Here is a 7,881-nt window from a genome sequence, read left to right as displayed (position 1 = left end):
TCGTTGAATCACCCTTATTTTCGCCTGGTTTAATTGACTTTATACTACCCAGTCGTAAAAAACCTACACCTGTCAGCAGGGAGAGGGGCGATCGGGGGGAGGGGGAGAGATTGACATCGAGCTTGGCTTTATGCTAGCCTTGAGCGAAATAATTGGGTCATCAAAATTCCAGTGCCGAGCGTGGGCTGCTGTCTCACCTATCGTATATGTATCTTTTTTTATACATATGCTTCAATATGTGATTAGTAAATAACATTGCTAAGTATTTATCTAAATATCTATTGCAGTTGTCTCTTAATCTCATATAGATGTATATATATAAGAATATTTACATATACGGTAGATGAGACATCAGCTCACACCTAGCGCCACCTAAAAAGTGTTTGCTTAGTGTGAGTTGTTCTCATTTATGAACTTCCAGACAGAAAATTATCCAAATAAGATAAGTAAATCAGAAGTAGCCTTAATCCCTACTTTTTAATCTTATTTGTTTGGGAATATTCATTTCTTGCCAATCCTTAAGCAACACTCCTTATGTGCTGGATAACTGATGTTTCAACGCTGTTGTAAACAACAAGCACAAGGAAACCGAAATGAATCTAAAGCAGAAGCATAACAAGAAGCAAAAGCTTATCGATGATTATGGTCATAACTGTTGGTGGTGCGGTAAATGTCTTCCAGAAAATCAACTGACTATCGAACACTTGCGCCCCAGAAGCCGCGGTGGATCTGACAGTCTAGAAAACCTACGACTTGCTTGTCTTTCATGCAACCAGTCTCGCGGAAACAGTCTCTACCCTCCCAACTGGGTAAGGGGTAATTGTCTATAGGTAACATCTCAATTCACAAACCCGGTTTTTCAAATCAACCGGGTTTGACCCGGAAATAAAAAACCATAATCTACCCTAAGCGATCGAGAGAAGGAAATAACAAAGATGGCTATGAACAATAACGAACGAGTTGGCAATGCTTTAAACTTTCTCTGTCAGAGATTGTACCCTTATGTGGAACAACAAATGCAAGCATTTTACGGAGAGCGCTGGCTGGCAAAGGCTCAAGATTGCTTGGTCAACAATAAAATACCCAAAAGAAAAATAATAGATAATATTCTCCGTGAAGATGTTTTGACCCTGTTATCAGTCATGTCAAAGCAGTGGGATAATGTCTTCAAAAGGCATCTAACTCCTTTTGAAAATGCTCTAGTGATTGAACTTATAGAAGTCCGCAATAATTGGGCGCACAATTCCTCATTTTCCAGTGAAGACACCTATCGCGCTCTCGGCAGTATTGCCAAACTACTTAAAGCTATATCTGCATCTGAGGCAGATATTAAAGAAGTAGAAAAGCAAAAACAAGATGTCATGCGACTTCTTGTTGCTCAAGAGCAAACTCGTCACGAAACTAAAAGTTCTTCTGCTGAAGAATCTCGCTGTAGAGCAAGTTTAGCAGAATTACTACAAACACTAAATTTTCAGGATGCTTCTCTGTTAAATCAGGCACTTACTAACCGATCATTTCTTTTTGAAAATCCGAAAGAAGTAAGTGAAGACAACGAGCTACTAGAGTTTCTCGGTGATGCCTTGTTAACTTTCCTGAGCGCTGAGTATCTCTATCGTGATTATTCAAATAAAAGTGAGGGTGAACTGACTCGCATACGTTCTGCGTTAGTAGATAAGGCACAGTTAGCGAAGTTTGCGATCGAGTTCGACATTGGCAAATGGATGCGGTTAAGCAACGGTCAAGAAACCAGTGGAGGAAGAACGAATAACACGCTGCTTAGTAATACTTTTGAAGCTGTTATCGGCGCGTACTTTCTCGATTCTGGTATTGAGGGTGTCCGTGAGTTTGTAGAGCCGCTGTTTACTTCAGTAGTTGAAGATTTCTTGTCTCTTACGCCTGATATCGATTCCAAACACCTTGTAGATTCAAAAAATCGGTTCCAGGAATGGGTACATCGCAATATGGGGTCAATTTCCCCTGAATACATAACAATTAATGAGGCTGGCCCTAGTCATGCTAAAGAATTTACCGTTGAACTGCGCGTGAAGGATGAGGTGTACGGTCAAGCTACAGCTAGCAGTAAAAAAGAGGCTGAAAAGCTGGCTGCTGAAGCTGCACTGAAAAAAATAGAGCTAATGTAAAGACATTTTCCGTACAATTGATTTGCTGAATAACTAAACAAACAAAAATGCCAAAACTTCCAAAATTTCCCAAACTTCCAAAATTTAAAAATGAATCACTTCTAAGTCGCGCGCTCACTCACCGTTCCTACGTAAACGAACACCCAGAAGCAGGCGAACACAACGAGCGACTAGAATTCCTCGGCGACGCCCTGCTAGGTTATCTAGTTGGCGAAATCTTGTACAAGCGCTATGAAGATTTTAGCGAAGCTCAATTAACTCGGTTGCGCTCTGGATTAGTCGATCAGAATCAGCTAGCAAAGTTTGCTGAGCAACTAGGTATAGGCAAGTTAATGCGCCTGGGAAAAGGGGCAGAACAAGATAAAGGTCGCCAAAATCCCTCTTTGCTTTGCGATACTTTTGAAGCGATTATTGGTGCGTACTATCTCGACTCAACCATTACACCTGTCCGCGCCTTTGTTAAAAAGCTGTTTATTCCAGTTGCTGATAGTATGATTTACCCTCAGTCCGATGCTGGGCAAAAAAACCTTGTAGACTCTAAAAATCGATTTCAGGAGTGGGCTCTGGCAAAATTCGGTCAAAACCCTGAATATTCAATCATTGATGAGGAAGGCCCCGATCATGCCAAAGAGTTCACTGCTCAAGTGTATGTGAGCGGTAAAATGTACGGTGTTGGCCGGGGTCGCCGCAAACAAGATGCTGAGAAAAATGCGGCCGAAGATGCGCTAGCAAAGCTGAAAAAACCCGGACTGATCTAAACTTGAAAACATTGGTAAAAACTACTAGCTTTTTTGTGCGCTTCCGGCGTTGGCGTTAGCGAAGGAAAGCCCTCGAAGACGATCGCCCGAATTGATTGCCAGAGCACACAATGGGCTATAATCAGGACTTGTGCAAGTGTTACCGCCGTCGATCGAGGGTTGCAAGGGCAGAAGTTCGTTGACGAGTACCCCAGTGTCGAGCGTAATTTTGGGAAATATCAGAGCAATTCATGTCTACTCACAACCCGACTACCCTAACTGTTGAAGAAGCACAGCAAATCCTCAAAGATTTCACTTGTCTGGATATGCAATCTGTAGCATCGCCACTGGAAAAACAGGCACTCCGTCAAGCGATTTTGCTGGTAGCAAGTTTGTCGGATTATCAAATGTTGGGAGTGTGCGCTTCTTCGACGGATGAGGGGTTTTTAGCTTTAGAAGCTTATTTGAAAGCTTTGGGATATCAAGCTGTTTTAGATCCCAATGCTGTCTCGACCTTTGCTGGTTCGGTTTATATTAAGTTCAATACTTTGAAGGGGTCGTATTATGTTGACGGCTATCCCGGAACTTACCGGGGCGTTTTGATTTCTTGTCAATCTTCCTCAGAAGATGGAGTTAGTGGAACTTACGGTCATTTACCTCTCGATTTATTTGATTAATTTTTCAGTAGTCATTAGTCATTAGTCAGTAGTCCGTAGTCAGTAGTCCGTAGTCAGTCGATCGATTAAATTGAATCAAAAACCGACTGAAAGCATCCAGGATACAAGCCCCCGGACTCATCCGTGAGGTCAATGCTTCAATTCTTTAATCTAAAATCTAAAATCTAAAATCGATTGACTGATGCACCTTACTAAGCTTTAGGGTGCGTCAGCCCGCCCTTCGATTCAGTTGAATCAAACAGCGACTGACGCACCTGACTAAGATTAACCTTTACCAACGATCAATTCTGCCTCTGATGCCGGTGTGGTTTCTTCGGGCGGCAATCCCAAAATATCGCTGTACAAGTTGACGTATTTCCTGGCCGAAATATCCCAGCTAAAATCTTCTCTCATGCCGCGCTGTTGCAGTTCTCTCCACTTATCTTTGTAGCGGAAACCTTCCCAAGTTCTGATCATGCAGGTGAACAAGTCCAGGGGCTCGTAGCGATCGAAACAGTAACCGGTACCGGTATTGTCGATCGGGTTGTTGTGGGAAACGGTATCGACTAAACCGCCGGTGCGGCGAACCATTGGCACGCACCCGTAGCGGAGGGCGAGCATTTGGCTGATGCCGCAGGGCTCGAAACGGCTGGGCATCAGGAAGCTGTCGCAGCCTGCGTAAACGCGCCGGGAGAGGGCCTCGTTGTAGAGTAGTTGGGTGGACATCCGACCGGGATAGCGGGCTGTCATTTGCCAGAGTTGGGTTTCGTAGTAGCGATCGCCCGTTCCCAGTACAATAAATTGAGCGTCCGTATAGGCCATGAACAGATCGAGCATTTGAATTATCAAATCCAATCCCTTCTGTTCTACCAGCCGCGTCACCATGCCGATCAAAAAGGCATTTTTATTTACTTCCAAACCGACTTCTTCTTGCAGCGCAATTTTATTAGCGGGGCGCTTTTCAATAGTATCAGCACTAAATTGTTGATGGAGGTACTTGTCAGTTGCTGGATTGTAAGATTCTGTATCAATTCCATTCAAGATGCCCGATACTTTACCGCCGAGGTAAGACAGCAAACCTTCCAAAGTTTCCCCATAAGCTGGGGTTTTGATTTGCTCGGCGTAAGTCGGTGAAACTGTATTTACTCGATCGGCAAACTGTACTGCGGCAGCCATTGTATTGTGACCTTGCATATACCAAGGACACCAAGTCATCTGCTCCAAACGCCAGCGCCACGGCCCTTGATAAGCTAAATTGTGAATAGTAAAAACCGTGCTGATATCGGGATCTTGGCTCATCCAAACAGGTATCATCCCCGTATGCCAGTCGTGACAGTGGATAATTTGGGGCTTCCAATGATTCCAGGCAAATTCAGCCGCAGCATTGGCAAAGAAAGTGAACCTCCAATCTTCATCTACACCGCCGTAAACGCGGCGCGGCAAGAAAGATGGATGTTGTAATAAGTATAAAGGTACATCGGTTCCCGGCAAAACAGTTTCAAACACCGAGAAGCTTTGGAACATGGCAGACCCATCCCAAACAGGTTTTTTGGGAACGTCCATTTTGTCGGGGACGAAACCGTAGTAGGGCATGAAGATGCGGACATCGTGGCCCATGCGCCGCAGAAATTTCGGCAAAGCGCCGACGACATCGCCCATACCGCCCACTTTGGCGAGGGGTGATGCTTCAGCGGATACAAATAAAATACGCATTATTTTTTTGTGTTCCTTGAGATTGTTAGTCTAGATTAAGTTTAAATGGCGAGTGGCACAATATTAACGCGATCGTGCCAAATAAATAATTTTCGATCCCTATTTTCAGATATGCGTCGGTTCATCTGCAATAAAAAAGAGAGCGATCGCTTTTTGAGGTAACAGTGGCTGGGGATGAAAGTGCGATCGCCCCATCTGTGGATCACCGTCTTTTACACTGAAAGCGATCGCTCTCGTCTAAGGATACAGCTAATCTCTCTAAGGTTGATTCTACCCCTTACTTTTCAAGCGATTCAGTTATAAATTGAGCGGTAGCTGATTGAGTGAGTCCCCAGGAAACAGTTTAATTGCAGCTACCCTACTCCCAATCATTCAATTTAGCTTTAGGTGACGCTTTTGCTTCATCATTACACTCTCCTTCCTGATTAATTTATTGTTGGGAGTTGGCTGAAATTTTAGATTCTATTGACCAATTTGCTGCAAAAAGCTATCCACCTCTTTAACCTCCGGCAACCTCCGTTGCTCTGAAAATAAATCCTTAGCTTTTCGGAGAAATTCGAGGGCCTCTGTCATCTTGCCTTGATTCCATAATGCCTGACCCAAACTGTAGAGTGCATCAGCATACTTAGGATTTATCGAAAGCGCCTGCTTAAACTCAGCCAATGCTGCTTCTAATTGCCCTTGCTTCATTCGCAAGACTCCTAAAGCATGATGAGCAACGGCATATTTTAAATTAATTTTAATTGCTTGCTGATATGATTGAGCAGCTTCATCAATTTTTCCGAGATTGTAAAGGGTATTTCCCCACTTGTAACGCAGATAAGCATCTCTAGGATACTGCTCAGCAAGCTGGCGGAAGATGGGTTCTGCTTCTTCATGTTTTCCCTGACTTTGAAAGGAATTTCCTTCTTGAATTAAGCGCAATCGCTCCCGCTCTTGCAATTGCTGCTGTTGTAACTGCTGTTGTCGCTGCTGTTGTCTTGCATTAAAAGCACGACGTTCTTCTTCCTCCATGCGATCGCAGCGTTGATTTTCGCGACGGTAATGTTTTCTATCTGTTGATTTGAAGAATCCTGCCATCTGTCGGCATTGTGTAACGAAAAAAGATGGTTGAAATATTCCTCCAAAATTCTCGTTAGGCAACGGACTCAGCATCGGTGGAAAATCATCACCAAAATTTATGTTAGGCAACGGATTTAGTAGCGGTGGAAAATTTTCACCAAAATTCATGTTAGGCAATGGATTTAGTGGCGGTGGAAAGCTATTTCTATCACTTTCCCATCGCCTTTCTCGTTCGTGTCGTTCCAGAAGTTTTTGGTAGCGTCGCTGCCACCTTTCCCATTGTTGGCGATCCTTCTTTTTCGGCGGATCTCCTAATCTTTGTATTTCTTGCTGTCGTTGCAACTCTTGTAAAGAAGTTGGATGCAATTGAGCTGTCGCGGATTGAGCTAGGAGGGACAGCGACAGACTTGTTCCGGCTAAAATCCCCAGCATCCAGCTATGCGGTTGGACAAATCCAGCATTCACAAAATTACTGTCCATTATTCAGTATTTTTCTATAATGCCATCCCCTCTATTTTTTCATTCATTTTTGCTTCTGTCAATACATGAGTCGGCATCTTAAAAGACAATACCTAGTTCGAGACGAATGTGAGTTTGCCGGGGCTGGGGAAGTAGTGAGGATTCAATGAAGGGCGATCACCCCTTCTAGTTTTTACTTTTTTTGTAAATAATTAGTTTTTTGACGAGATAGGATTATGAAATGGCTAACAGATGATGAATTTTTCGCTACTAAAGTAGGTGCGGGTGTGAATTCGGCAGAAGAGGGCGATTCCCTACGGGATAGCTACGCACGCGCGTACTTTGAGTACGATCGGGGCGATCGTGCAGAATTCCCTCAGTAGTTTTGCGGCAAGTCCAGATTTTCTGGCTAAGATGCAGATAGCTTATGACAACAGCTTTGATGTGGAGAAAGCAGTCGAGTTAGCTTCTGCTTTGGCACAGGGAGATTTTAGGGATTTTCCAAAGATTGAGATTCGTTCACAATCTGAGATTAATGGTGCTTTGGGTGCGTTTGTGGCTGCGACAGGGAAGATTTATCAGTTGCGGGAATTCTTTGCCTAAAATGCGGGGAATGTTACGGCTGTTGCGGGGCTTTTGGTGGAAGATTTTGAGCATTTTGTTGATTGGCAAATTAATCGTGTTGATGCGGGTGGGGATGAGGGGGAGGTTTTTTCGGTATTGGTAAGGGATGAAAATTTTGAATCTGAAAAATTACAGCAAATGAAAGCTGAGGATGATACAGCAAATATCACTTTAGATGGGGAAGTTGTTCCGATTAAACAAGTAACCGTTTCAGACAGTGGCGACTTTAAAGGGAGTCACAAACCCATTGAGTATGGCTCCAAAAATGGAAAAGATGGAGGTACAGTTCAATCTAGAGAGAGAAGTTAATCAGAAACGGGCAATATTGAAAGCAATTGAAGAAGAGGACTCTGAATTAAGAAATTACCTTATATAATAATTATTAAATTTTGTGATGAAGATAATTGCTATCTAGGGTGCATCTCACTTTTGCGAATGTGTCAAAAAAGAGTTAAAATGAAAAAGCTAGTAAAATCGTCAAATAAAGAT

9 protein-coding genes are annotated in these 7,881 nt (G+C 43.3%); 7 read left to right on the top strand and 2 right to left on the bottom strand.

Going from position 1 to position 7,881, the window contains the following annotated elements; translation table 11 throughout:
* Positions 1 to 593 precede the first annotated feature (593 nt).
* The 4 genes from QUA83_RS29460 to QUA83_RS29445 all read left to right on the top strand — a co-directional run bounded on the left by QUA83_RS29460 (position 594) and on the right by QUA83_RS29445 (position 3,555).
* Positions 594 to 830 carry an HNH endonuclease gene (locus tag QUA83_RS29460; protein WP_333297715.1) on the top strand — a complete coding sequence of 79 codons (237 nt, stop codon included), beginning with the start codon at positions 594 to 596 and terminating at the stop codon, positions 828 to 830.
* Positions 831 to 941: 111 nt separating this feature from the next.
* A complete protein-coding gene (gene rnc, locus QUA83_RS29455) occupies positions 942 to 2,141 on the top strand; it encodes a ribonuclease III (RefSeq protein ID WP_333297714.1) in 1,200 nt (399 codons plus the stop codon).
* Positions 2,142 to 2,188: 47 nt separating this feature from the next.
* Complete coding sequence (gene rnc, locus QUA83_RS29450) at positions 2,189 to 2,899, top strand: ribonuclease III (protein WP_333297712.1); 711 nt, start codon at positions 2,189 to 2,191, stop codon at positions 2,897 to 2,899.
* 230 nt (positions 2,900 to 3,129) lie between these two features.
* A complete protein-coding gene (locus QUA83_RS29445; protein WP_333297710.1) occupies positions 3,130 to 3,555 on the top strand; it encodes a DUF1824 family protein in 426 nt (141 codons plus the stop codon).
* Positions 3,556 to 3,819: 264 nt separating this feature from the next.
* Here the strand turns inward: QUA83_RS29445 and glgA are convergent, their stop codons facing one another.
* Together glgA and QUA83_RS29435 are read right to left on the bottom strand one after the other, a co-directional pair.
* Positions 3,820 to 5,247 carry a glycogen synthase GlgA gene (gene glgA, locus QUA83_RS29440; protein WP_333155339.1) on the bottom strand — a complete coding sequence of 476 codons (1,428 nt, stop codon included), beginning with the start codon at positions 5,245 to 5,247 and terminating at the stop codon, positions 3,820 to 3,822.
* A 462-nt stretch (positions 5,248 to 5,709) separates the two neighbouring features.
* The gene (locus QUA83_RS29435; protein ID WP_333297708.1) at positions 5,710 to 6,789 is read right to left on the bottom strand and encodes a tetratricopeptide repeat protein; all 1,080 of its coding nucleotides are present in this window, start codon (positions 6,787 to 6,789) and stop codon (positions 5,710 to 5,712) included.
* Positions 6,790 to 7,004: 215 nt separating this feature from the next.
* Between QUA83_RS29435 and QUA83_RS29430 the strand changes: the two genes are divergently transcribed.
* Genes QUA83_RS29430 through QUA83_RS29420 form a run of 3 tightly spaced genes read left to right on the top strand, consistent with a single transcriptional unit; the run spans position 7,005 to position 7,701 of the window.
* The gene (locus QUA83_RS29430; protein WP_333297706.1) at positions 7,005 to 7,151 is read left to right on the top strand and encodes a hypothetical protein; all 147 of its coding nucleotides are present in this window, start codon (positions 7,005 to 7,007) and stop codon (positions 7,149 to 7,151) included.
* Positions 7,132 to 7,371, top strand: a complete 240-nt coding sequence (locus QUA83_RS29425; protein ID WP_333297704.1) for a hypothetical protein — start codon at positions 7,132 to 7,134, stop codon at positions 7,369 to 7,371. The genes QUA83_RS29430 and QUA83_RS29425 overlap by 20 nt, the downstream gene beginning before the upstream one ends.
* A gap of 36 nt (positions 7,372 to 7,407) precedes the next feature.
* Positions 7,408 to 7,701, top strand: a complete 294-nt coding sequence (locus tag QUA83_RS29420) for a hypothetical protein (RefSeq protein WP_333297703.1) — start codon at positions 7,408 to 7,410, stop codon at positions 7,699 to 7,701.
* The last annotated feature ends 180 nt before the right edge of the window (positions 7,702 to 7,881 follow it).

The sequence above is a fragment of the Microcoleus sp. K1-B1 genome (assembly GCF_036704705.1).
Classification (GTDB): Bacteria; Cyanobacteriota; Cyanobacteriia; order Cyanobacteriales; family Microcoleaceae; genus Microcoleus.
The sequence above is the reverse complement of the archived record's forward strand: the minus strand, read 5'-3'. Positions and strand labels throughout refer to the sequence as shown.